Below are 23,977 nucleotides of genomic sequence, written 5' to 3'. Positions count from 1 at the left end.
TCTGTGGTTCCCGTGATCTTTGTTCCCCCGTGCGGGGGAACGAGGACAGGGCCGATCGGTTACCAGGCACGCTAAGGAGCGGCGGCGCCGACGCCGGACAGCACGCGGCCCGGCATGCACCCTTCTCACTCGTACGGGTGCACACCGGGCCGTATAAGCGGCTGAACCGCCGGGAGGTCAGAGCTTCGTCCAGGCCTCCGTCAGCGTGGCCCGCAGGATCTGCTCGATCTCGTCGAAGGTCTCCTGGTTGGAGATCAGCGGCGGGGCGAGCTGGATCACCGGGTCACCGCGGTCGTCGGCGCGGCAGTACAGGCCGTTGTCGAAGAGGGCCTTGGAGAGGAAGCCGTACAGGACGCGCTCGGTCTCCTCGTCGTTGAAGGACTCCTTGGTGGCCTTGTCCTTCACGAGCTCGATGCCGTAGAAGAAGCCGTTGCCGCGGACGTCGCCGACGATCGGCAGGTCGTGCAGCTTCTCCAGGGTCGAGCGGAACGCGCCCTCGTTGTCGAGCACGTGCTGGTTCAGGCCCTCGCGCTCGAACAGGTCGAGGTTGGCGAGGCCGACCGCCGCGGAGACCGGGTGGCCGCCGAAGGTGTAGCCGTGCAGGAAGGTGTTGTCGCCCTTGTAGAAGGGCTCGGCCAGACGGTCGGAGACGATGCACGCGCCGATCGGGGAGTAGCCCGAGGTCATGCCCTTGGCGCAGGTGATCATGTCCGGGACGTAGCCGAACTTGTCGCAGGCGAAGGTCGTGCCCAGTCGGCCGAAGGCGCAGATGACCTCGTCCGAGACCAGCAGCACGTCGTACTGGTCGCAGATCTCGCGCACGCGCTGGAAGTAGCCGGGCGGGGGCGGGAAGCAGCCGCCCGCGTTCTGCACCGGCTCCAGGAAGACGGCCGCGACCGTGTCCGGGCCCTCGAAGAGGATCTGCTGCTCGATCTGGTCGGCGGCCCAGCGGCCGAAGGCCTCGGGGTCGTCGCCGAAGAGCGGGGCGCGGTAGATGTTGGTGTTCGGGACCTTGTGCGCGCCCGGGACCAGCGGCTCGAAGGGGGCCTTCAGACCCGGCAGGCCGGTGATCGACAGGGCGCCCTGCGGGGTGCCGTGATAGGCGACCGCGCGGGAGATGACCTTGTACTTGGTGGGCTTGCCCACCAGCTTGAAGTACTGCTTGGCCAGCTTCCAGGCGGTCTCGACCGCCTCGCCGCCACCGGTGGTGAAGAAGACCTTGTTGAGGTCGCCCGGGGCCTCGTCGGCGAGGCGCTCGGCCAGCTCCACGGCCTTCGGGTGGGCGTAGGACCACACCGGGAAGAACGCCAGCTCCTGCGCCTGCTTGAAGGCGGTCTCGGCGAGCTCCGTGCGGCCGTGACCGGCCTGGACCACGAACAGACCCGCGAGACCGTCGAGGTAGCGCTTGCCCTTGTCGTCGTAGATGTAGGTGCCCTCGCCGCGCACGATCGTCGGCACGGGGGAGTTCTCGTACGAGGACATGCGGGTGAAGTGCATCCACAGGTGGTCGTACGCGGTCTTGCTGAGGTCCTTGGAGCTCACGGTTATCGGGTCCTCACGGTTATCGGGTTCCCCACATGTAGGTCTGCTTCTTCAGCTTCAGGTAGACGAAGCTCTCGGTGGAGCGCACGCCGGGCATCGCCCTGATGCGTTTGTTGATGACGTCCAGCAGGTGGTCGTCGTCCTCGCAGACGACCTCGGCGAGGATGTCGAACGAGCCCGCGGTCATCACCACGTACTCGACTTCCGGCATGTCGGTCAGCGCTTCGGCGATCTTCTCCACGTCGCCCTCGACGTTGACGCCGACCATCGCCTGCCGGCGGAAGCCCACGGTGAGCGGGTCCGTGACGGCGACGATCTGCATCACGCCCTGGTCGAGCAGCTTCTGCACGCGCTGGCGCACGGCCGCCTCGGACAGGCCCACGGCCTTGCCGATCGCGGCGTACGGCCGGCGGCCGTCCTCCTGGAGCTGTTCGATGATGGCGAGGGAGACGGAGTCCAGATGGGGACTGCCGTTCCTGGACTCGCGGGACGAGTCCCTTTGCTCTGCGCTTCGACTGGCCACGACCTCACTGTGCACGACGTCTCGACGGTTCCGCAAGGGCGAACCGATGAAATTCGTTGTTTACGTGACTGAGACCTGCGGATTTCGCAGCCATGGCGCGACTGGGGGTGTTGAAAACGTGGGCGATCGGATTAGTGTGGGTGTCTCATTCAATGGACACGTTGGATCACTCGAACTTGGAGGGTCGGCAGTGGGCACCGAGCTGGGACGGCTGCGCAAGCTACAGAACTACATCGCCGGTGAGTTCCGGGACGCCGCCGACGGACGGACCACCGAGGTGGTCAACCCCGCGACGGGCGAGGCGTACGCGACCGCGCCGCTGTCGGGCCAGGCGGACGTGGATGCCGCCATGGCCGCGGCCGCCGCCGCCTTCCCGGGCTGGCGCGACACCACCCCCGCCGAGCGCCAGAAGGCCCTCCTGAAGATCGCGGACGCGTTCGAGGAGCGGGCCGAGGAGCTCATCGCGGCCGAGGTGGAGAACACCGGCAAGCCGATCGGGCTCACGCGGTCCGAGGAGATCCCGCCGATGGTCGACCAGATCCGCTTCTTCGCGGGCGCGGCCCGGATGCTGGAGGGCCGGTCCGCCGGTGAGTACATGGACGGGATGACGTCCATCATCCGCCGCGAGCCGGTCGGCGTCTGCGCGCAGGTCGCGCCGTGGAACTACCCGATGATGATGGCCGTGTGGAAGTTCGCGCCGGCGATCGCGGCGGGCAACACGGTGGTGCTGAAGCCCTCGGACACCACCCCGGCGTCCACCGTCCTGATCGCCGACATCATCGGGTCGATCCTGCCCAAGGGCGTCTTCAACGTCATCACCGGCGACCGTGACACGGGCCGCCTGATGGTCGAGCACCCCACCCCGGCGATGGCCTCCATCACCGGCTCGGTGCGCGCGGGCATGTCGGTCGCCGAGTCGGCGTCCAAGGACCTCAAGCGGGTCCACCTGGAGCTGGGCGGCAAGGCACCGGTCGTCGTCTTCGAGGACACCGACATCGCCAAGGCCGTGGAGGACATCTCCGTCGCGGGCTTCTTCAACGCCGGCCAGGACTGTACGGCGGCCACCCGCGTCCTCGTGCAGGAGGGCATCCACGACGAGTTCGTGGCGGCGCTGGCGAAGGCCGCCGCCGAGACGAAGACCGGTCAGCCGGACGACGAGGACGTGCTGTTCGGCCCGCTCAACAACCCCAACCAGCTGCGGCAGGTCGCCGGTTTCATCGAGCGGCTGCCCGCGCACGCCAAGGTCGAGGCCGGCGGTCACCAGGTGGGCGAGAAGGGCTACTTCTACGCGCCGACCGTCGTCTCCGGGCTGAAGCAGGACGACGAGATCATCCAGAAGGAGGTCTTCGGTCCCGTCATCACCGTCCAGTCCTTCACGGACGAGGACCAGGCCGTGGAGTGGGCCAACGGCGTCGAGTACGCGCTCGCCTCGTCGGTGTGGACCAAGGACCACGGCCGTGCGATGCGGATGTCGAAGAAGCTGGACTTCGGCTGCGTATGGATCAACACGCACATCCCGCTGGTCGCGGAGATGCCGCACGGCGGGTTCAAGAAGTCCGGGTACGGCAAGGACCTGTCGGGGTACGGGTTCGAGGACTACACGCGGATCAAGCACGTGATGACCTCGCTGGACGCCTAGTCCCCACGACGTGACACGCGGCCCCGGGCGGATCAAGTTCCGTCCGGGGCCGCGGCGTTCGACAGGGTGTCCGGCCGGTGCGGGCGTACTCGACGCTGCGTCGATTGTCGGCGTACAGGCAGGGACGGCATGCTGCGCCCATGCCCCTCACACCGAAGACCTCCGCCCCCTCCCGTCGGTCCCTGCTGCGCGCGCTGGGTGGTGGCGCGGTGCTCGGCGGTCTGGCCGGGTGCGGGGTGCCCGCCGCGTATGTGCGGCCCGGCGAGCGTGCCGTCGCCGATCTGTCGGCCAGTGACAAGCGGCTGGCCTGGGCGAACTGGCCGCTGTACATCGACACCGACGACGACAACCCGAACCGGCGGCCCACGCTGGAGGCCTTCGAGAAGCGCACCGGGATCTCCGTCGAGTACACCGAGGAGATCAACGACAACGACGAGTTCTTCGGCAAGATCAGCCCCGCCCTGATGAACCATCAGCGCACGGGCCGCGATCTGATCGTCATGAGCGACTGGATGTGCGCGCGGTTCGTGCGGCTCGGATGGGTCCAGGAGATGGACCGGGCAGGGCAGCCGAATGTAGCCGAGTACCTTGACCCGCAGCTGCGTTCGCCCGCTTTCGACCCGGGCCGCAGGTACTCGGTGCCGTGGCAGTCGGGCATCACCGGCATCGCGTACGACCGCCGTAGGCTCGGCCGCGAGATCCGCCATGTCTCGGACCTGTGGGCGAGCGATCTCAAGGGGCGGGTGACCCTGCTGTCCGGCCTCGACGAGGCGTTCGCGCTGCTGATGCAGGGCAACGGCGTCGACATCACCAGGTGGACGGCGGCCGACTTCCACAAGGTCTGCGACCAGGTCGAGAAGTACGTCGCGCGGGGCCACATCCGCCGCTTCACCGGCAACGACTACACCAAGGACCTGGTCAGCGGCGACGTCCTGGCCTGCCAGGCGTACTCCGGTGACGTCATCCAGCTCCAGGCCGACAACCCGCACATCCGCTTCGTCGTCCCCGAGGAGGGCGCGGAGCTGTGGGCCGACTCCCTGATGATCCCGGACCGGGCGGCGCACAAGAGGAACGCCGAGCGGCTCGTCGACTACTACTACGCGCCCGAGGTCGCCGCCGAACTCGCCGCCTGGGTGAACTACGTCTGTCCCGTCCCCGCCGCCCGGGACGTCCTCGCGGCCGCCAAGGACAAGGACACCGCGGCCCTCGCCGAGAACCCGCTGATCTTCCCGGCCGCCGAGATGCGCAGACGGCTCGTGATCGCCCGGGACATCACGTCGACGGAGCGGGTGGAGTTCGCGAAGAGGTGGAACAAGATCGTGGGGTTGTGACAGGGGCGGCGGGTTCCTCCGGCAGCCCGCCCCCGGTCAGGCGGGCAGGGTGCGGATGGCTGCGATGTCGAACTGGAGGCGTACCTTCTCGCTCACCATGGCGCCGCCCTCCGCCAGCTTCTGGCTGTACGTCAGGCCCCAGTCGGAGCGGTTGATGGTGGTCGTGCCGTCGAAGCCCACCCGCTCGTCCCCGAACGCGTCGACGACGTGCCCGATGTAGGTGAGCTCCAGGTCGACGGGGCGGGTGGTGTTCTTGATGGTGAGCTCGCCGTTCATACGGTAGACGTCGGGCTCCACGAGCTGGACCGTCGTACTGACGAAGCGCATCCGCGGATGGTTCGCGGCGTCCAGGAAGTCACGGCCGATCAGGTGTGCGTCGCGCTGTTCCACGCCGGTGTCGACGGACGCGGTGGACAGGACGATCTCGGCCCGTGAGCGGGAGGGATCACGGCCGTCGAAGTAGAGCCGGCTCTGGTACTCGGTGAAAGCCCCGCGCACGGTGGTCACCATGGCATGGCGGACGGAGAAACCGATGCGGCTGTGCGCCGGGTCGATCACCCATTCTCCGGTCAGCGCCGCGAGAGCGGGGTCCGGACGGTTCGCTGTGGGGGCGAACGCCGGTGGTTCGAGGGGTCGTTGTGGGGCAGTGGGGGGAGCCGGGCGGCGCTGAGACGCAGCACGGGTGAACAGGTTCATGATTCACGTACTTACGTCATGACAACAACGGCCGCAAGCCACCTTCAAGACCCGCGCACACGGTCGTCACCAATTCCCCGATCAATGGCCGGATTCCGCCGTCCCGGGTGACTTTGCCGGCTCTTTACAACCCGGCCTTCCGCTGCCTCGTCTCTCCGCTCGATCAGTCACACAGCCCGCCGGTCGACCACCGGGCGGACCGACGAAAGAGAGCGATTCATGCGCCGAACCGGCCTCAGTGCCATGGCACTTGCGTGCACCGCCGTGCTGGCGGGCGCGCTGCCCGCGTTCGCCGACGGGGCGAAGACGAGCCCGAGCCCCGTCCCCAGCGCCAGCCAGGCACCCACCTCCGCCCCCAGTGCCCGTCCCAGCGCCAGTACCGCCCCGAGTGCCCGGCCGAGCGCGGCCCCGACCCGGGCGCCGTCCTCGGGCCAGGTCTCCGTCGTGCCGAGCGGTGCGCCGAACACCGGTGTGCCGCCGAGGACTTCGGGCTCCTCCAACACGGGTGCGCTGGTCGGCGGGGGCGCCGCCGCGGCCGTGGTCCTCGGCGGCGGCGCCGTCTTCCTCGTACGCCGCCGGCAGGCGAACGGGGCATGAGCCCGCGCTCCGGGCGCGCCCTCGCCGCCGCGGCGCTGGCCGCACTGCTCGTCGCCTGCGGCGGCCCCGGCGTCACGACCGGGAGCTCCGCGAGCCCGCCGTCCGCCTCGTCGCCGCCCGCGGCCCGGTCCGCCAAGTCGGTGTCCGCGGTGGGGCGATCGATCCCGGTCGGGCTCCGGATACCGGCCATCGGGGTGGACACCCCGGTGATGAAGCTGGGCCTGGCCGCGGACGGCAGCGTGCAGGTGCCGCCGATCGCGGCGCACGACCGGGCGGGCTGGTACGAGCACTCCCCGACGCCGGGCCAGACCGGTCCGTCGGTGATCCTCGGCCATGTCACGGTCGGCGCCTACGGGGACGGAGTCTTCCGGCGCCTGGGGGAGCTGCACCGGGGCGAGAAGATCGTGGCACGCCTGGAGAACGGCACCGCTGCGGTGTTCTCCGTGACCGACGTCCGCACGGTGTCCAAGGCCCACTTCCCGTCGGAGGAGGTCTACGGGAACGTGAACCGGCCGGAGCTGCGGCTCATCACCTGCGGCGGCAAGCGGACCGGTGACGGCTACCTCGACAACGTGATCGTCTTCGCGGTGCTGAGCTCCGCCGGTCCCTGAGCCGGTGACCCGGAACCCGGGCCGGCGGAACGTACGCCGTCGGCCCGGGGTCTTCCTCCACAAGTACGCCCACCAGTGCCCCCCCACGACCCTGGAGAACGTTGAAACGGTCCCGTGAGAAGGCCGCGTCCGAGCTGTTCGCCGCCCTCTATCCGCGTCTCGCCGGCTGGTGCCGCCGGCTGGTCGACGACGACGAGACGGCCCATGAGATCGCCTCGGAGGCGTTCACCCGGCTCTGGGCCCGCTGGACGTCCGTCGCGGAGCCGCGCGGCTTCCTCTACGTCACCGCGGCCAACCTCGTCCGGGACCACTGGCGCAAGCTGGAGCGCGAACGCAGAGCCGTGCGCCGGGCGACCACGGAGGCCGCGGTGGCCCCGCATCCCGAACAGGCGGACCCCTCGGTACGGCTGCTCGTGCAGTCCCTCCCGGAACGACTGCGGGTCCCGATCCTGCTGCACTACTACGCTGACATGCCGATCCGGGAGGTGTCCGTGCTGACCGGACGCAAGGAAGGAACCGTCAAGGCCGACCTCCACACGGCCCGCGAACTGCTCCGCGCCCACCTGAGGAGAAGCCTTGATCACACACTCTGACGAGGGCCCGGACTTCGACCCCGACGACCCGCTCACCGTCCTCCTGCGGCCCCCCGCCGAATACCTGGGCACACCCCCCGGCCGCTACGAGGAGATCCGCCGCGGCGCATCCCGCCGCCGCCTGCTGCGCGCGGCCGCCGGAGCGGCCCTGACCTGCGGTGTCGCCGCACTCGTAGTGCTGCCCCTGCATCTGACCGGCTCCGAGGGACCGGCTTCCCCTGTGGTCCCTCTCGCCCCGCCGCCCGCGAGCAGCCCCTCGACGCTGCCGCCGTCGAAGGCGGCACCCGCCCCGGTCACTCCCACTCCCAGCGCCGGCCCCTCCACGTTCCCCAGCCGCCCGTCGGCCCCCCGGACCGCCGAACCGTCGGCGAGCTCCGTGCCGACGGTCGCACAGTCGGCCCGCATCGGAGGTGCCATCCCCTCCCGCAGGTGAGCGAAAGCAGCGGACGACAGCAGCGGACGAAAGCAGTTTTGAACACGTTCAACAATGGGCGTACGCTGCCGCCATGAGCGACAGAGCCGCCCTGCTCAAGGGCATCCGCGTCTGGCTGGCCTTCTTCGTCGTCTGCCTGGTGCTCAGCGGCGCCACGGCCTTCCCGCTGGTCCACGAACTGCGCTGGACCGAGGACCTGTCGAGGTCGCTGTCCGTCCCGGACCACGTGCCCGCCCTGATGGACTGGATCGAGCGTGTCCGGCACGGACTCGACACCGCCGACGCCGACTACCCCTTCCTGCTGTACGGCACGGACTGGCTCGCCTTCGCCCACCTCGTCATCGCGGTCGCCTTCTACGGCCCCTACCGCGACCCGGTCCGCAACATCTGGGTCGTCGAGTTCGCGATGATCGCCTGCGCCGGCATCATCCCGCTCGCCCTGATCTGCGGACCGCTCCGGGGGATCCCCTTCTGGTGGTCGGTGATCGACATGTCGTTCGGGATCTTCGGAGTGATCCCGCTGTACGTCGTACGGAAGAAGATCAAGCGGCTGGAGGGGCTGGGCGTCGGGGCGTCTCAGCGGTTGAAGGCGGGATAGGCGAAACGCTCGGCGGTCGCCTGGCCGTCGCCCTTGGCGTCGGTCGAGGTGACCGAGTAGACCAGGGTGCGGGAGAGGTCGGGGGTGGCGGCGATCACCGTGGCGTAGCCGGGCCGCGAGCCGGTCTTGCCCCAGATCACCTTGCCGTTCAGCTCGAACCGCTCCAGCGCCGCCGCGTACCGTGCGCCGGGCACGTCGGGAAGTGTGAACATCTCCCTGAGCTGCGGCTCGGGCACGACCCTGCCGCGGAACAGCCCCACCAGCAGTCGCTGCAGATCGGCGGTCGTGGAGATCAGGTCCCCGGCCGCGAACCGGTCGGACATGTTCCAGTCGGTCACGTCCACCAGCCTGCCGTCGATCCAGTCGTACCCGCGGTTGTGCGGACCGTGGATACGGGGGTCGGCGCCGACGGGGAACGAGCTGTCCCGCATGCCGAGCGGCCGGAAGATCCGTACCTCGGCCTGGTGCGCGTACGAGTCGCCGGTCACCTTCTCGATGAGCATGCCGAGCACCGTGTAGTGGATGTTGTCGTAGTCCTGCCGTGTGCCGGGTGCGTACGCCGGGCCCTTGGCGACGGAGGCCGCCACGACCTGCCGCGGGGTCAGCGTCTCGAATCGGTGCGGGTACCCGTCCTCGACCGTGTCCCCGAGGGAGGCGCCCGACCGCAGACCGCTGGTGTAGTTGAGCAACTCCCGTACGGTGACGGGCTCGAACTCCTCGGTGAGAAGGCCGGGCAGATACTGCTGCACGGTGCCGTCCAGGTGGATACGGCCCTCCGCGGCGAGTTGCAGCACGATCGCCGCGGTGACCACCTTCGTCACGGAACCGGCCCGGAAGCGCCCGTTCTCCAGCGCCGGTGCCCCGGTCCGGACGTCCCGTACGCCGGCCGTGCCGTGCCACGTCCCGTTGCCGCCGACGCGCAGGGCCGCGGAGGTCGCGTCCGTGTCGGGCAGCCCCGCGATGGCGGCACGCAGGGCGTCGGTGTCGGGGCCGGTGGCGGCGGAGGCGGACACGGAGGCGGGCGCGGTCGCGGCGAACGCGGGCGCGGCCAGCGGGCCGGCGGTGAGGGCGAGGATGAGGGAGGCGGCGAGGATCGTCGAGGTGCGGGCGCGCATCGGCTGCTCCTGAGGGCTCGGTGGCAGGGGGTCGTAGATCATCCTCGGGGTGGCGGAGGCGGCACGGATCGTCGCTGAGGAGGGCATGAGTCCCTGACCGGTCCCGGAGCAAGTCCCTTACGGAGTGCGGTCGTTGTGGGGGATCGCCCCTACGGGCACTCACGGTCACCGGGGCCGTCGGGCGCGGCTCGCCGAAAAAGTGTTATCCCGCCCGCCTCCACCGCGTCTCCTCTCGCGTCCCGCATTCCCCTCACACCCGGGAGCCCCCACATGCCCCGCCCGCACCCGGCGCCCACTGTGATCCCCGACATAGCCACCACCCCCGGTCCGGCTGAGAAGGTGCGGTCGAACGGCATATGACCCGGGAGAGGACGTACGTGGACGAGAGGGCCGGGCAGCAGTGGCGCTCCACCATCGCGGCAGCACAGGCCGGTGACCGGCAGGCGCTGGACGATCTCGTCGCGGGCTGGCTGCCGCTGGTCTACAACGTCGTCGGGCGGGCCCTGAACGGCCATGCCGACGTCGACGACGTCGTCCAGGAGACCATGCTGCGTGCCGTCGACAACCTCGGCGCACTCCGCGACCCGGACAGCTTCCGGTCCTGGCTGATGGCGATCGCCATGCGGCAGATACGGGACCGGGCGCGCCGCAGGCCGCCCCGGCAGCTGGACGAGGGCGCCGCCCGGGAGGCCACCGACTTCGCCGAACTCACCGTGCTGCGGCTCCAGTTGGAGGGACAGCGGCGCGAGGTCGCGGAGGCCGTGCGCTGGCTGGACGACGAGGACCGGCAGCTGCTGTCGCTGTGGTGGCTGGAGGTCGCAGGCGAGCTGACCCGGCGTGAACTCGCTGCCGCCGTCGGCATCAGCAGACAGCACGCCGCCGTACGCGTCCAGCGGATGAAGGAGCGCCTGGAGACCTCCCGCGGGATCGTGCGCGCACTGGAGGGGGCATGCCCGCAGCTGCGGGAGCTGACCGGGCGCTGGGACGGGCGGCCCGACTCGGTCTGGCGCAAGCGGCTGGCCCGGCACATCAGGGGCTGCGGCTACTGCGGCGACGCCCGCGAGTCGGTCGTACCGGCGGAGCGGCTGCTGGCCGGAATCGCGCTCGTACCGGTCCCGGTCGGCTTCACGCTCTCCCTGGCCCTCGGCGGCAAGACGGCCGTGGCCGCCGGCTCCGTCGGCTGGTCCGCCAAGGTGCTCGGCGTCCTGACCAAGCCCGCCGTCGCCGTCACGGCGAGCGCGACCATCGTCGCGGGCGGCGCCTACGTCGTCACCCAGACCCCGCCCGCCCCGCCGCCGCGCGCATCCAACACCCCCACGGCGTCGAGCACCCACCGCCCGCCGCCCCCGTCCGCCCCGCCCACGCCCTCTCCGTCCCCTTCGGTGACGAAGAAGCAGAAGACCGAGGAGCTCTACGGCAGCGTCGTCGACGCCGTGGACAAGGCACCCGCCCCGGACGGACCGCCCGCCGCGCTCCCGCACCGGCCCGCCTCCGGCATCACCAGCACCGGCGGCGCGCACGCCCAGCTGAACCATCGCGGGGACAGCGTCACGCTCACCGGCCAGGGCTATGTCCAGGTCGTCTGGCAGGTCGCGCCGCAGTACCGGCCCGGCAGCCTGGTCCCGCCGAGCTGGACCGGCCTGAAGGGAAAGCTCTTCCATGTGGCCTCGGGCGGCGGCCGCCGCATGGACGACCGCGTCAGCAGCACCGACCCCACGGCCACCGGCATGGGCAGCAGGGCGACCGGCTTCGCCGTCCTGCCGACCGGCACCCAGCAGATGTGGCAGCACGAGTACTTCTACGTCGACGGCCGCGTCACCCTCACCGTGAACGAACGCGGCGCCGACTACAACCTGTACGTCTCCCCGACCACGTGGGACGCGGTCGAGAAGGACATCACCACCGGCCCCGCCCAGGGCGCGATCCGCTACGGCCTGGTCCGCGACACCGGCAAGGACGACACCCCGGTCCCGCAGTACGTCACCCGCGCGACCCCCTCCGATCCGGCGACGGTGGCTCAGCGCTCACGGGTGTAGCCGGTCAGCGGTCGCCCCGGAGGGCGCAGAGGACGTCGACGCGGTTGGTCGTGATCGAGTCGACGCCGAGGCCGATGAGGCGGCGCATGGAGCGGCGGGTGTCCGGGGTCCAGACGGACAGCAGATACCCCTCGTGGTGGACGTGGGCGGCCAGGTCGCGGTCCACCAGGGAGAAGCGGTAGTTGAGCCAGCGCGGCTTCACCGCCGCGAGCAGCGCGGGGCGCGGCGGCGCCACGCTGGTGCAGGTCAGGGCGATCTCGGCGGATGTGTCGGCGGCGCGGACGGCGAGCATCGCGGTGGCGTCGGCGGTGTAGTAGACGCGGTCGGCCGCCCCCGCCTCCCGTACGGCGTCCACGATGCGGCGCGCCGCCCGCTCGTCCCGCAGTCCCGGCAGGTCCAGCATCAGCCGGGTGCCGTCGGTGGCGGCCAGCGCCTCGATGAGCGTCGGCACCCCGCCGCCGGTGAGACCGCGCACCTCGGCCGCGGACAGCGAGCGCAGCGGCCGCTCGTACTCCCACAGCCGTTTCAGCGTCTCGTCGTGCAGCAGCACGGGGACGCCGTCCCTGGTCAGCCGTACGTCGATCTCGACCGCGTCCGCGCCCTGCCGGAGCGCGGAACGCAGCGAGTCGATCGTGTTCTCGCGGACGCGGTAGGGGTCGCCGCGATGGGCCACGGCGGTCACGTTCTGCATGGCCCCATTGTGGAGGTCCGCCTGCTGGAGGGTGTCAGGGGGCGAGCCAGGCCGAGGTGTAGGAGTCGATCTCGTCCCGGATCCCGGCCTTGCCGGCCTCGTCGAGGAAGGAGGCGTCGACGGCGCTCTTCGCGAGCGCGGCGATGCCCTCCGCGTCGAGGTTCAGCAGGCGGGCGGCGACGGCGTACTCGTTGTTGAGGTCGGTGCCGAACATCGGCGGGTCGTCGGAGTTGATCGTGACGACGATCCCGGCCTTCACGAACTCCTTGATCGGGTGCTCGTCGAGGCTGCGGACCGCGCGCGTGGCGATGTTGGAGGTCGGGCAGACCTCCAGCGGGATCCGGTGCTCGGCGAGGTGGGCGAGGAGCTTCGGGTCCTGGAAGGAGTTCGTGCCGTGCCCGATGCGCTCGGCCCGCAGATGGGTGAGCGCGTCCCACACCGTCTGAGGGCCGGTGGTCTCGCCGGCGTGCGGCACGGAGCGCAGACCCGCCGCGATCGCCCGGTCGAAATACGGCTTGAACTGCGGCCGCTCCACGCCGATCTCGGGCCCGCCGAGCCCGAACGAGACCAGGCCCTCCGGCCGCAGCCGGTCGTCGGTGGCGAGCCGCGTCGTCTCCTCGGCGGCCTCGAGACCGGCCTCGCCGGGGATGTCGAAGCACCAGCGCAGAACCGTCCCGAACTCGGCCTCCGCCGCCTTGCGGGCGTCCTCGATGGCGTCCATGAAGGCGCGCTCGTCGATGTTGCGGCGGGTCGAGGACCACGGGGTGACGGTCAGCTCCGCGTAGCGCACCTGCTGCCGGGCCAGATCCCGGGCCACCTCGTACGTCAGCAGTCGTACGTCCTCCGGGGTGCGGATGAGGTCCACGACGGACAGATAGACCTCGATGAAGTGGGCGAAGTCCGTGAAGGTGAAGTAGTCGACCAGGGCCTCGGGGTCGGTGGGCACCTTGGAGTCGGGGTGCCGGGCGGCGAGCTCCGAGACGATCCGGGGGGAGGCGGAGCCGACGTGGTGCACATGCAGTTCGGCCTTGGGCAGTCCGGCGATGAAGGTGTGCAGGTCGCGCGGAGCGGCGGCGAAAGCGCCCAGGTGCTGGGTCAAGGGTTCCTCCCCGGAACGGCGCCCCGGCGCGGCTCGGCCGGGCGGGACGCGGGTGATCGGCTGATCGGTGGGTCGGGATCATCGTAGGACGGGTCCGGGTCGGGGGTGCCGCCGGAGTGGGTGCCGGTGACCGGCCTGGCGGCGGAACCGCCAGGCCAAGGCTTTACGATGGCGTGACGGTCGACCGAGGGGGACAGGGACGTGGCGGACCAGACACATCCGCGCGGGGGCGCAGGGGCAGACCACGATCCGTGGGCGCCGCCCGAGCGCAAGACCTCGCTGGAGAAGGGCGGGCAGCCGTCCGCGCCCGGGCAGCCGCCTCTTCCGCAGGACCAGCCGCCGCCGCAGGTCCACGACCAGGCCACGGTGACCTCCCTGCCGGGCGAGGGCTTCGCCCCGCCCGGATTCGGCGCCCCCGGCTACGCCCCGCCCGCCCCCGAGGGCTGGTCCGAGTCCGCCGTACCGCCCCCACCGATAGCGCCCACCGGCCCCGGCGGATACGGCTACCCCGCCTACCCGCAGGGCTACGGCTGGCCCGGTATGCAGCCGTACCCGCAGAACGGCATGGGCACCGCGGCGATGGTGCTGGGCATCCTGTCCTGCTGCCTGTTCTGCATCTACGGCATCGTCTCCGTCGTCCTCGGTGTCCTCGCGGTCGTCTTCGGTGTGAAGGGGAAGCACCGCGCGGACCGCGGCGAGGCCAACAACCGCGGTCAGGCCCAGGCGGGCTTCATCACGGGCATCGTCGGGATCGTCCTCGGCATCGCCACGATGGTCCTGATGATCATCGCGATCGTCGCCGCCGTGCACGACGACAGGAACAACGTGGACGAGGGCCCCTCCTACAACTCGTCCCCCAGCCTCTCGGCCCCCCTGACGACCGGCGCCTGACACCACCACCCGGTCCCAGCTCAGCTCCTCCGCCCCACCCGCGCAGCTGGCCCGCCTTGCCCGGTCGCCGGTGGCCTTGCCCGGCCTGGCTCAGCCCGTCTCACCCGCTTGCCCAACCCCCGCCCGGCGCGGGCCGGCGGAGGCCGGGACCGTTCACTGCTTCCGCAGCCGCTCCCTTGCCTCCATCAGCGCGAAGCCCAGTAGGTTCGGGCCCCGCCAGCGGTTCGGGTCGGTCGCTGCCTCGTCGGTGGTCGCGAGGCCTATGCCCCATACCCGGTCCACGGGGCTCGCCTCGACCAGTACCCGATCGCCGGTGTTCACCAGGAACTCCCGCAGATCCGCGTGCGCGGTGAACTTGTGGACGCTGCCCTCGACCACGATCCCGAAGCGCTCGCGCTCCCACACCCCCTCGTCGAAGCCGCGCACCAGCCGCCCCGCGTTCTTGGCCTGGGACGGATGCTCCGCGGCCAGGACCCGCCGCTCCGCCTCCGCGTCCTCGAACAGCCGCGCCTTGGCCGCCATCATCCAGTGCTCGGCCGTCGCATAGGCCACCCCGTCGACCGTGAAAGGCGACGGCCACCACTGGCTCAGACAGCTCGGCCCCACTCGGCCGTCCGCCCGCGCCCGGTGACCCCAGAAGTGGAGGTACTCGACCCGGGCCCCCGCGCTGACCGCCGTGACCAGTGCCTCTCGGGAGTTGATCTTTTCCATGCATGCGAGTGTGGCAGCCACCACTGACACTCCGTCCCTCCTTTTCCGGGCTCACTCGACACCTGGTCGACAGATTCCGTCGCGTAACCGAAAGGCAACAACGGAATCCCTTGTAGGAGTGCCATAGCTCTGTCAGGATCGGCACTCAAATCGAGCTGGAGCTACGCCACCCGCCCCCTGGAGCCGCGGGGCGACGGCGGAGGAGAGCGACATGCAGAACCCGGGCACCGCCACCCCGGAACGATTCCCCGCACAGGACCGCCTCGCGGACGGCGCGCAGTTCATCGCGGGCCGCCTGACGAAGGGCACCTCCGGCCGTACGCACGCGGTCGTCGACCCGGCGACGGGCGAGGAGGTGTACACCTATGAACTGGCTGGCCCCGACGACGTCGACGTGGCCGTGGCCGCCGCGCGTGAGGCCTTCCCCGGCTGGGCCGCCACCACCCCCGGCGAGCGCTCCGACGCGCTGCACCGCTTCGCCGCCGTGCTCGCCGACCGCGCCGAGGAATTCGCCCGTGCGGAGAGCCTGCAGTGCGGCAAGCCGCTGAAGCTGACCCGCGAGTTCGACGTCCCGGGCACCATCGACAACACCGCCTTCTTCGCGGGCGCCGCCCGGCATCTGCAGGGGCAGTCGGCCGGTGAGTACTCCGGGGATCACACGTCGTACGTGCGACGGGAGCCCATCGGGGTCGTCGGGTCCATCGCACCCTGGAACTACCCCCTCCAGATGGCCGCCTGGAAGATCCTCCCGGCGATCGCCGCGGGCAACACGATCGTGCTGAAGCCCGCCGAGCTGACCCCGCTCACCTCACTGCTGTTCGCGCAGGCCGCCACCGACGCCGGAATCCCGGACGGTGTCATCAACATCGTCACCGGTACCGGCAAGGAGGCCGGTGAGCGTCTCGTCGGCCATCCCGACGTGGCCATGACCTCCTTCACCGGCTCCACCGCCGTCGGCAAGCGGGTGGCCGAGATCGCCACCGCCACCGTCAAGCGCCTGCACCTGGAGCTCGGCGGAAAGGCGCCTTTCGTCGTCTTCGACGACGCGGACCTGGAGGCCGCCGTCCACGGCGCGGTCGCGGGCGCCCTCATCAACACCGGGCAGGACTGCACGGCCGCCACGCGCGCGTACGTGCAGCGCCCGCTCTACGAGGCGTTCGTCGAGCGGACCGCCGCCCTGATGGAGACCGTGCGGCTCGGCGACCCCTTCGCCGCCGGCACCGACCTCGGCCCGCTGATCTCGCACGCCCAGCGCGACCGCGTCGCCGGTTTCGTCGACCGGGCGCGCTCCTACGCGCGCGTGGTGACCGGCGGCGAGACCCCCAAGGGGGAGCTCGAGAACGGCGCCTACTACCGGCCCACCCTGGTGGCGGACGCCGCCCAGGACAGCGAGATCGTCCAGTCGGAGATCTTCGGACCGGTTCTGGTGGTCCTGCCCTTCGACAGCGATGACGATGGAATCGGGCTCGCCAACGACACCCCGTACGGCCTCGCCGCCTCCGCCTGGAGCCGCGACGTCTACCGGGCGAACCGCGCCACCCGCGAGATCAAGGCGGGCTGCGTGTGGATCAACGACCACATCCCGATCATCAGCGAGATGCCGCACGGCGGGTACAAGGCGTCCGGCTTCGGCAAGGACATGTCCGCGTACTCGTTCGAGGAGTACACGCAGATCAAGCACGTCATGTTCGACAACACGGCGGTGGCCAGGAAGGACTGGCACCGCACCGTCTTCGGGGACCGCTAGCCGAACCGGCCGCACGACCGGCGGCCACACTCCCGAAAGGGCACCACGCGCATGGAGCAGTACGAGCCCGACCGCCTGACACCGGCCGTGGCGGCCGCGATGCGGCGCAGCCTGAGCAACGGCCGGGCGGCGATGACCCGGCGGTCCCTGATACGTGCCTCCGCGGGCGGCGCACTCACCGTCGGCGGCCTCGCGGCGCTGAGCGGCTGCGGGATCCCCGCCGCGGGCAAGACACAGGGGGGTGTCTCCGCCGACGACCACTCGGCGAAGGAGAGGGAGATCAACTTCTCCAACTGGACCGAGTACATGGATGTGGACGACAGCGGCAAGCACCACCCGACGCTGGATGCGTTCCGCAAGCGCACCGGCATCACGGTCAAGTACACCGAGGACATCAACGACAACGACGAGTTCTTCGGCAAGATCCAGCCGCAGCTCGCCGCGGGCCAGGACACCGGACGCGACCTCATCGTGCTCACCGACTGGCTGGCCGCCCGCATGATCCGCCTCGGTTACGTCCAGAAACTGGACGCGTCCAACCTGCCGCACGCCTTCGCCAACATCTCGGACCAGTTCCGCAGCCCCGACTGGGACCCGGGCCGCGCCTACTCGTACGTGTGGCAGGGCATCTCGACCGTCATCGCCTACAACAAGAAGGCGCTCGACGGCGTCGAGGTGAAGACGGTCTCCGACCTGCTCGACAACCCCAAGCTCAAGGGACGCGTCGGCTTCCTGACCGAGATGCGCGACAGCATCGGCATGACCATGCTGGACATGGGCAAGGACCCGGCGAAGTTCACCGACGACGACTACGACGCGGTGATCGCCCGCCTCCAGAAGGCTGTCGACAAGGGCCAGATCCGCCGCTTCACGGGCAACGACTACACGTCCGACCTCACCAAGGGCGACTTCGCCGCCTGTATCGCCTGGGCCGGTGACATCGTGCAGTTGCAGGCGGACAGCCCCAATGTCGGCTACATCATCCCGGACAGCGGCTACATGACGTCCACCGACAACATGCTGATCCCCAACAAGGCGCGCCACAAGACGAACGCCGAGCGTCTCATCGACTACTACTACGAGCTGGAGCCGGCCGCCGAACTCGCCGCGTACATCAACTACGTGAGCCCGGTCGCGGGCGTGAAGCCCTACCTTGCCAAGATCGACAAGTCGGCGGCGGACAACCCGCTGATCCTCCCCGACCAGGCCATGCAGGCGAAGTCCCACGCCTTCCGCTCGCTGAGCGCGAAGGAAGAGACCGCCTACCAGCAGAAGTTCGCGAAGCTCACAGGGGCGTGACGAAGATGACGACAGACCACAGCGGCGACGTCCGCCTCTCGGGCATCAGCAAGACCTACGGCTCCTTCACCGCCGTGCACCCGCTCGACCTGACCGTGCCGCAGGGCTCCTTCTTCGCCCTGCTCGGCGCCTCCGGCTGCGGCAAGACCACCACCCTGCGCATGATCGCCGGCCTGGAGGAGCCCTCCGGCGGCACCGTCCACCTGGGCGACCAGGAGGTGACCCGTCTCCCGCCGTACAAGCGGCCGGTGAACACGGTCTTCCAGTCCTACGCCCTCTTCCCGCACCTCGACATCTTCGAGAACGTGGCCTTCGGTCTGCGCCGCCGCGGCATCAAGAGTGTGAAGAAGCAGGTCGAGGACATGCTGGAGCTGGTCCAGCTCGGCGAGCAGGCGCGCAAGAAGCCGCACCAGCTCTCCGGCGGCCAGCAGCAGCGCGTGGCCGTGGCCCGCGCGCTCATCAACCATCCCAAGGTGCTCCTCCTCGACGAGCCCCTCGGCGCCCTCGACCTCAAGCTGCGCCGCCAGATGCAGCTGGAGCTCAAGCGCATCCAGACCGAGGTCGGCATCACCTTCATCCATGTCACGCACGACCAGGAGGAGGCCATGACCATGGCCGACACGGTCGCCGTGATGAACGCGGGCCGCGTCGAGCAGCTCGGCTCGCCCACCGACCTCTACGAGAACCCGAACACCACCTTCGTCGCCAACTTCCTCGGCACCTCCAACCTCATCGAGGCGGAGGTCGACACCAAGAACGGCGACGACATCGTCCTCAAGGCGGGCGGCGGCAAGCTGGTCCTGCCCGAGGCGCGGTGTTCCGCGCCCACGACGACCGGCGGCAAGGTCCTGGTCGGCGTACGCCCCGAGAAGATCTCCCTCACCCACGCCGACGACGCGGGCGAGATCGCCGAGGGCCGCAACCGGATCACCGGCAGGATCGCCGACTCCTCGTTCATCGGCGTCTCCACGCAGTACGTCATCGACAGCCCCGTCTGCCCCGAGTTCGAGGTCTACGCCCAGAACATCGACCGCGACGCCCGGCTGGTGCCCGGCGCCGAGGTCGTCCTGCACTGGAACGCGGCCCACACCTTCGGCCTCGACGCCTCCCAGGACATCGACGCCGGCATCGAGGAAGAGGCGACGGTCTGATGGCGACCCTCACCGAGGCGCCGCCGCCTCTCTCCCCGACCGCCCCCGAGAAGAAGCCCCCGCGCAAACGCGGCCGCCTGGTGCCGTACTGGCTCCTGCTGCCCGGCATCCTCTGGCTGATCGTCTTCTTCGCGCTGCCGATGATCTACCAGGCCTCCACGTCCGTACAGACGGGCTCCCTGGAGGAGGGCTACAAGGTCACCTGGCACTTCGCCACCTACTGGGACGCGCTCTCCGAGTACTGGCCGCAGTTCCTGCGCTCGGTCGCCTACGCGGCCGCCGCGACCGTCCTGTGCCTGCTCCTCGGATACCCGCTGGCGTATCTGATCGCCTTCCGCGCCGGCCGCTGGCGGAACCTGATCATGGTGCTGGTGATCGCGCCGTTCTTCACCAGCTTCCTGATCCGCACCCTCGCCTGGAAGACGATCCTCGCGGACAGCGGCCCGGTGGTGAGCACCCTGCACACGCTGCATGTCCTGGACGTCACCAACTGGCTCGGCTGGACCTCCGGCGACCGCGTCCTCGCCACCCCGCTCGCGGTGGTCTGCGGACTGACGTACAACTTCCTGCCGTTCATGATCCTGCCGCTCTACACCTCGCTGGAGCGCATCGACGGGCGGCTGCACGAGGCGGCCGGCGATCTGTACGCCAGGCCCTGGACCACCTTCCGCAAGGTCACCTTCCCGCTGTCGATGCCCGGCGTGGTCTCCGGCACGCTGCTGACCTTCATCCCGGCGGCCGGCGACTACGTCAACGCCGAACTGCTCGGCTCGACCGACACCCGCATGATCGGAAACGTCATCCAGACCCAGTTCCTGCGCATTCTGGACTATCCGACGGCGGCGGCCCTCTCCTTCATCCTCATGGCCGCGATTCTCCTCATGGTCACCCTCTACATTCGCAAGTCCGGGACGGAGGATCTGGTTTAAATGTCCGTCCTCAACTGGCTCAAGCGCCATCTCGTCGTCATCGCGGGACTGCTGACACTCGGATACCTCCTGCTTCCGAACGTCATTGTCACGGTGTTCTCCTTCAACAAACCGAAGGGGCGCTTCAACTACCAGTGGCAGCAGTTCTCCACGGACGCGTGGAAGGATCCCTGCGGGGTCGCCGACATGTGCGGCTCGCTGTCGATCAGCCTCCAGATCGCCCTCTGGGCGACGATCGGCGCCACCGTCCTCGGCACGATGATCGCCTTCGCGCTGGTCCGCTACCGGTTCCGCGCGCGGTCCGCGGTGAACTCGCTGATCTTCCTGCCGATGGCGATGCCCGAGGTCGTCATGGCGGCCTCGCTGCTCACCCTGTTCCTCAACCTGGGTGCCCAGCTGGGCTTCTGGACGATCCTCATCGCCCACATCATGTTCTGCCTCAGCTTCGTCGTCGTCGCCGTGAAGGCGCGCGTGATGTCCATGGACCCGCGCCTGGAGCAGGCCGCACAGGACCTCTACGCCGGACCGGCGCAGACCTTCCTGCGCGTCACCCTGCCCATCGCGGCCCCCGGAATCGCCGCCGGTGCGATGCTGTCCTTCGCGCTCTCCTTCGACGATTTCATCATCACCAATTTCAACGCGGGCTCGACCGTCACCTTCCCCATGTTCGTCTGGGGCTCGGCACAGCGCGGAACGCCCGTTCAGATCAATGTCATCGGAACGACGATGTTCCTCGTCGCCGTATTGCTGGTCCTTTCCTCGATGCTCATCGGAAATCGCCGCAACAAGCAAAAGGCGTAATCGCAGAAACCCTGTAGGGAGTTGAAATCATGGCCCCAAGCGCCATGAACCGCTGGACGAAATCTCTCTCCGACGCACAGCCGGTCCCGTACTGGCTGGAAGACCCCGGCAAGCCCCACCCCGAGCCCGCCCTCACCGGCGCCGAGACCTGCGATCTGCTGGTCGTCGGCGGTGGCTACAGCGGACTGTGGACCGCGCTCATCGCCAAGGAGCGCGACCCCGCACGGGATGTCGTCCTGCTGGAAGGCCGCGAGGCGGGCTGGGCCGCCTCGGGCCGCAACGGCGGCTTCTGCGCCGCCTCCCTCACCCACGGCCTGCCCAACGGCCTGACCCGCTGGCCCGACGAGATCCACAAGCTGCAGGAGCTCGGCGCCCGCAACCTCGACGAGATCGAGAAGGCGGTCGCCCGGCACTCCCTCGACTGCGACTTCGAGCGCACCGGCGAGATCGACGTCGCGACCGAGACCTACCAGGCGTGGGAACTGCGCGACTGGTACGAGGAGATGGAGCGCGAGGGCCTCGCCGAGGGCGTCGAGTTCCTGGACGCGGAAGCAGTGCGGGAACAAGTCGACTCACCGACATTCCAGGCCGGCCTCTGGGACCGTCGAGGCGTCGCCATGCTCCACCCGGCGAAGCTGGCCTGGGGCCTCAAGCGCGCCTGCCTCGCCCTCGGCGTCCGCATCTACGAGCACACCCCCGCCCTCACCCTGAAGCCGTACGGCGCGGGCATGGCCGTACGCACCCCCTACGGCTCCGTCCGCGCCCGCAAGGTCGCCCTCGGCACCAACATCTTCCCGAACCTGATCAAGCGCGTACGGGCCTACACCGTCCCGGTCTACGACTACGCGCTGATGACCGAGCCGCTCAGCGAGGAGCAGCTGGCGTCGATCGGCTGGAAGAACCGCCAGGGCCTCGGGGACAGCGCCAACCAGTTCCACTACTTCCGGCTGTCCGCAGACAACCGCATCCTGTGGGGCGGTTACGACGCGGTCCACCACTACGGCGGCCGGGTGCGCCGCGAGTACGACGACCGTCCGGAGACGTACGCCAAGCTGGCCGGGCACTTCTTCACCTGCTTCCCGCAGCTGGAGGGTGTCCGCTTCACGCACGCGTGGGGCGGCGCCATCGACACCTGCTCGCGTTTCTCGGCGTTCTTCGGCACCGCGCACCACGGCAACGTGGCCTACGCGGCCGGCTACACGGGCCTCGGTGTGGGAGCCACCCGCTTCGGCGCCGAGGTGATGCTGGACCTGCTGGCGGGAGAGAGCACGGAGCGGACCTCGCTGGAGATGGTCCGCAAGAAACCGCTGCCCTTCCCTCCCGAGCCCTTCGCCTGGACCGGCATCGCCCTCACCAAGTGGTCCCTGGCCCGCGCGGACGCACATGGCGGTCGCCGCAACCTCTGGCTGCGCACGATGGACCGGCTCGGGCTCGGGTTCGACAGCTGAGCGGCACCCGATCCCCGGCGATTGTGATCCAGCTCACTTGAATGGGCCGGGAAAACCCGCGTAATGCCTGCCAGGAGACCTCCCTCTCTCCCGTGACGCGACCAGCGTCCAGGAGAGACAGGAGGTCTCCTCATGGCTGGGGCGAAAACGGCGGTCGAGTGGCTGGCGTCCGTTGCTCCGGATCCCGAGGCCTGCCGCTGGGAGTGGGAGCGCAATCCCCTGGGGATCGCGCTGCTGCCCGCGGGCAAGGCGTGGGACGTACTCATCCTTCCGGCCGAGCTCGGCTATGCCACGCTCGACGTCCTCACCCGCTTCCTCGACCGGCCGGGTCCGGTCCTCGTCGACTTCGGGGACGCCCGCATGGGCTTTCTCGTGCCACCGGGCACCGCGGCCCGCTGGCTGGGCACCGGCATCCGTACGGCAGGGGCCGGCACCTGGATCGTGGTGCCGTACCCGGGCCGCTCGACCGGCGGAGTCCGCTGGCTGGTCCCGCCCGACGGCTCGGGCACCCTCACGGACCCCGCGCTCCTCGAACTGGCGATGCACGAGGCGGCGGCGGGCCTGGCGCGCGAGGAGGACAGCTGACGGGCCACTGATGGCCAGAGGTCTGCACAGATGGTTGGTGGAGACGGCCTACGAAGACGGACTGCTCGGACTCACCGCGCTCGCGTCGGCCCCCGCACGGCCGGTGCGGACCAGGAACATCCACAGGGACGCCATCAGCACCGTGCACAGACACCAGCTGGCCACCACGTCCAGGGGCCAGTGATAGCCGCGCCGCACCAGCCCGAACCCGACGGCGAGATTGACGACGGCGCAGGCGGCGAGCAGCACACGGGGGGCGTACAGCGTGCGGAGCCAGGGGAGCAGGAGGAGGGTCGCCGATCCATAGGCGACGGCGGCCGTCGCGGTGTGGCCGGACGGGTAGTAGCCGGTCCCAGGGGGCTCGACGGGGGTGCCCGGGCGGGCGATCAGCACCTTGAGGGGCACGACCAGGGCCGGGACCAGCGCCATCAGCAGCGCTGCCGCGAGCGGTGGCAGCCACCAGCGGTCCGTCCCGGCCGCACGGGCCCGCCAGGCCACGTACACCAGGACGACGGCGAGCACCGGCACCGCGACGCCGATGTTGCCCAGGTCGGCGAGGAGTTCCGAGAAGCGGTCCGGGTGCACGAGGGCCCCGCTGACCAGCCGGTCCACGCGCAGCAGCAGGCCGCCCGAGACGACCTGCCAGGTGATCAGCGCGAAGAGGAGGGCGGGAAGCCCGAGAAGGAGAAGGAAGGAGGCCGGCCGCCCCGGAACAGGGGGGGTAGTTCCGAGGCGGCCGATCAGATCGGATCGACGCCCACCCCGGGGGGTTTGGGGCGGGCGACTGTCCGATCGGTGAGGAGATCCGGAGCCGGAAGCTCCGTGTGTGTGCGCGAGGGCACGACCAGGTCGTAGCTGGGGAGGCCACGGCCTGAAATCGCCCACAGTCCCCTGTGAGCGGGGTGTATCTC

23 protein-coding genes and 1 pseudogene are annotated in these 23,977 nt (G+C 69.9%); 16 read left to right on the top strand and 8 right to left on the bottom strand.

The features are described from left to right. Window positions 1-177 precede the first annotated feature (177 nt). Window positions 178-1,542 (bottom strand): aspartate aminotransferase family protein, encoded by a 1,365-nt coding sequence (locus ABT254_RS36925; RefSeq protein WP_351480355.1) that lies wholly within the window; start codon window positions 1,540-1,542, stop codon window positions 178-180. A gap of 19 nt (window positions 1,543-1,561) precedes the next feature. Next, window positions 1,562-2,080 (bottom strand): Lrp/AsnC family transcriptional regulator, encoded by a 519-nt coding sequence (locus ABT254_RS36920; RefSeq protein ID WP_351480353.1) that lies wholly within the window; start codon window positions 2,078-2,080, stop codon window positions 1,562-1,564. A gap of 175 nt (window positions 2,081-2,255) precedes the next feature. Here ABT254_RS36920 and ABT254_RS36915 point away from each other — a divergent pair, with 175 nt between their 5' ends. After that, on the top strand, window positions 2,256-3,704 hold the full coding sequence (locus ABT254_RS36915; RefSeq protein WP_351480350.1) for a gamma-aminobutyraldehyde dehydrogenase: 1,449 nt from the start codon (window positions 2,256-2,258) through the stop codon (window positions 3,702-3,704). Between the two features lie 140 nt (window positions 3,705-3,844). Further along, window positions 3,845-5,035, top strand: a complete 1,191-nt coding sequence (locus tag ABT254_RS36910; protein WP_351480348.1) for a polyamine ABC transporter substrate-binding protein — start codon at window positions 3,845-3,847, stop codon at window positions 5,033-5,035. A gap of 36 nt (window positions 5,036-5,071) precedes the next feature. Here the strand turns inward: ABT254_RS36910 and ABT254_RS36905 are convergent, their stop codons facing one another. Beyond that, window positions 5,072-5,731, bottom strand: a complete 660-nt coding sequence (locus ABT254_RS36905) for a YceI family protein (RefSeq protein ID WP_351480345.1) — start codon at window positions 5,729-5,731, stop codon at window positions 5,072-5,074. A 219-nt stretch (window positions 5,732-5,950) separates the two neighbouring features. Here ABT254_RS36905 and ABT254_RS36900 point away from each other — a divergent pair, with 219 nt between their 5' ends. The 5 genes from ABT254_RS36900 to ABT254_RS36880 all read left to right on the top strand — a co-directional run bounded on the left by ABT254_RS36900 (window position 5,951) and on the right by ABT254_RS36880 (window position 8,563). Then, window positions 5,951-6,328 carry an LPXTG cell wall anchor domain-containing protein gene (locus ABT254_RS36900; protein WP_351480342.1) on the top strand — a complete coding sequence of 126 codons (378 nt, stop codon included), beginning with the start codon at window positions 5,951-5,953 and terminating at the stop codon, window positions 6,326-6,328. Further along, window positions 6,325-6,939 carry a class F sortase gene (locus ABT254_RS36895; protein ID WP_351480339.1) on the top strand — a complete coding sequence of 205 codons (615 nt, stop codon included), beginning with the start codon at window positions 6,325-6,327 and terminating at the stop codon, window positions 6,937-6,939. Before ABT254_RS36900 ends, ABT254_RS36895 begins: the two co-directional genes overlap by 4 nt. A 101-nt stretch (window positions 6,940-7,040) precedes the next feature. Next, on the top strand, window positions 7,041-7,532 hold the full coding sequence (locus tag ABT254_RS36890; RefSeq protein WP_099931608.1) for an RNA polymerase sigma factor: 492 nt from the start codon (window positions 7,041-7,043) through the stop codon (window positions 7,530-7,532). Then, entirely contained in the window at window positions 7,516-7,965 is a 450-nt protein-coding gene (locus tag ABT254_RS36885) for a hypothetical protein (protein ID WP_351480335.1), read from the top strand. Before ABT254_RS36890 ends, ABT254_RS36885 begins: the two co-directional genes overlap by 17 nt. Window positions 7,966-8,038: 73 nt before the next feature. Beyond that, window positions 8,039-8,563, top strand: coding sequence for a hypothetical protein (locus ABT254_RS36880; RefSeq protein WP_351480332.1), 525 nt, complete (start codon window positions 8,039-8,041; stop codon window positions 8,561-8,563). Here the strand turns inward: ABT254_RS36880 and ABT254_RS36875 are convergent. Further along, window positions 8,542-9,678: a serine hydrolase domain-containing protein gene (locus ABT254_RS36875; protein WP_351480399.1), complete on the bottom strand. Its 1,137-nt coding sequence runs from the start codon at window positions 9,676-9,678 to the stop codon at window positions 8,542-8,544. The genes ABT254_RS36880 and ABT254_RS36875 overlap by 22 nt on opposite strands. 356 nt (window positions 9,679-10,034) lie before the next feature. Here ABT254_RS36875 and ABT254_RS36870 point away from each other — a divergent pair, with 356 nt between their 5' ends. Then, the gene (locus ABT254_RS36870; protein ID WP_351480329.1) at window positions 10,035-11,714 is read left to right on the top strand and encodes an RNA polymerase sigma factor; all 1,680 of its coding nucleotides are present in this window, start codon (window positions 10,035-10,037) and stop codon (window positions 11,712-11,714) included. A 4-nt stretch (window positions 11,715-11,718) separates the two neighbouring features. Here ABT254_RS36870 and ABT254_RS36865 read toward each other — a convergent pair whose 3' ends face one another. Both ABT254_RS36865 and ABT254_RS36860 read right to left on the bottom strand, forming a co-directional pair. Then, on the bottom strand, window positions 11,719-12,405 hold the full coding sequence (locus ABT254_RS36865; protein ID WP_351480326.1) for a glycerophosphodiester phosphodiesterase: 687 nt from the start codon (window positions 12,403-12,405) through the stop codon (window positions 11,719-11,721). A gap of 34 nt (window positions 12,406-12,439) precedes the next feature. Then, a pseudogene (locus tag ABT254_RS36860) lies at window positions 12,440-13,596 on the bottom strand (adenosine deaminase); the annotation flags it as partial. 109 nt (window positions 13,597-13,705) lie between these two features. Here ABT254_RS36860 and ABT254_RS36855 point away from each other — a divergent pair. Continuing rightward, window positions 13,706-14,395: a DUF4190 domain-containing protein gene (locus ABT254_RS36855; RefSeq protein ID WP_351480323.1), complete on the top strand. Its 690-nt coding sequence runs from the start codon at window positions 13,706-13,708 to the stop codon at window positions 14,393-14,395. 153 nt (window positions 14,396-14,548) lie between these two features. Here the strand turns inward: ABT254_RS36855 and ybiA are convergent, their stop codons facing one another. Further along, window positions 14,549-15,106 carry a riboflavin biosynthesis intermediates N-glycosidase gene (ybiA, locus tag ABT254_RS36850; protein WP_351480320.1) on the bottom strand — a complete coding sequence of 186 codons (558 nt, stop codon included), beginning with the start codon at window positions 15,104-15,106 and terminating at the stop codon, window positions 14,549-14,551. Window positions 15,107-15,317: 211 nt separating this feature from the next. On the opposite strand from ybiA, the gene ABT254_RS36845 reads away from it, so the two are divergent. From ABT254_RS36845 to ABT254_RS36815, 7 genes are all read left to right on the top strand, one after another. Continuing rightward, on the top strand, window positions 15,318-16,853 hold the full coding sequence (locus ABT254_RS36845; protein WP_351480317.1) for a gamma-aminobutyraldehyde dehydrogenase: 1,536 nt from the start codon (window positions 15,318-15,320) through the stop codon (window positions 16,851-16,853). A 51-nt stretch (window positions 16,854-16,904) separates the two neighbouring features. Beyond that, window positions 16,905-18,152, top strand: a complete 1,248-nt coding sequence (locus ABT254_RS36840; protein WP_351480314.1) for an ABC transporter substrate-binding protein — start codon at window positions 16,905-16,907, stop codon at window positions 18,150-18,152. A 5-nt stretch (window positions 18,153-18,157) separates the two neighbouring features. Next, window positions 18,158-19,303 (top strand): ABC transporter ATP-binding protein, encoded by a 1,146-nt coding sequence (locus ABT254_RS36835; protein WP_351480311.1) that lies wholly within the window; start codon window positions 18,158-18,160, stop codon window positions 19,301-19,303. Then, window positions 19,303-20,232 (top strand): ABC transporter permease, encoded by a 930-nt coding sequence (locus ABT254_RS36830; RefSeq protein ID WP_351480307.1) that lies wholly within the window; start codon window positions 19,303-19,305, stop codon window positions 20,230-20,232. The genes ABT254_RS36835 and ABT254_RS36830 overlap by 1 nt, the downstream gene beginning before the upstream one ends. After that, entirely contained in the window at window positions 20,233-21,033 is an 801-nt protein-coding gene (locus ABT254_RS36825; RefSeq protein ID WP_351480304.1) for an ABC transporter permease, read from the top strand. Between the two features lie 29 nt (window positions 21,034-21,062). Beyond that, on the top strand, window positions 21,063-22,481 hold the full coding sequence (locus tag ABT254_RS36820; RefSeq protein WP_351480301.1) for an NAD(P)/FAD-dependent oxidoreductase: 1,419 nt from the start codon (window positions 21,063-21,065) through the stop codon (window positions 22,479-22,481). Window positions 22,482-22,613: 132 nt separating this feature from the next. Next, entirely contained in the window at window positions 22,614-23,066 is a 453-nt protein-coding gene (locus ABT254_RS36815) for a bifunctional DNA primase/polymerase (protein ID WP_351480298.1), read from the top strand. A gap of 48 nt (window positions 23,067-23,114) precedes the next feature. Here the strand turns inward: ABT254_RS36815 and ABT254_RS36810 are convergent, their stop codons facing one another. Next, window positions 23,115-23,951: a phosphatase PAP2 family protein gene (locus tag ABT254_RS36810; protein WP_502972112.1), complete on the bottom strand. Its 837-nt coding sequence runs from the start codon at window positions 23,949-23,951 to the stop codon at window positions 23,115-23,117. Window positions 23,952-23,977 lie beyond the last annotated feature (26 nt).

The organism is Streptomyces sp. NPDC001137, from assembly GCF_040298885.1.
Taxonomy (GTDB): Bacteria; Actinomycetota; Actinomycetes; order Streptomycetales; family Streptomycetaceae; genus Streptomyces.
Note: the sequence above shows the minus strand (reverse complement) of the source record. Positions and strands in the feature narration are given on the sequence as shown.